This is a genomic window from Brevundimonas sp. (assembly GCF_032107865.1).
Taxonomy (GTDB): domain Bacteria; phylum Pseudomonadota; class Alphaproteobacteria; order Caulobacterales; family Caulobacteraceae; genus Brevundimonas.
On sequence record NZ_DAMCNG010000059.1, the window covers coordinates 13,947 to 14,197 of the forward strand.

Sequence of the window (251 nt, forward strand, 5' to 3'; positions counted from 1 at the left end):
GGCCCTCGGGCGTCAGCGCCATGTCGAAGCGGGTCGAACGGCCGTCCAGCTTCTTGATGATCTGGGCGGCGATCTGAGCCGTGGTCTCGACCGTGGCGCGCGACAGCTGGGACAGGCCGAGGTCACGTTGCGCGCCCGGCGCTTGAGACGCGGCTTCGACGGTTGCTTGTTGCGGCGCGGTCGGGGCTTCGCTGTCGCCCGAGGGCGCGGCGACGGTCGCCGCCGCAGGCGTATCGGCGACTGTGGGTCCA

Annotated in this window: 1 pseudogene; it reads right to left on the bottom strand. The window is 71.7% G+C overall.

Features of this window, described 5'->3' with window-relative positions:
- Positions 1-251: pseudogene (locus tag RT567_RS07255) on the bottom strand (flagellar hook-length control protein FliK); the annotation flags it as partial.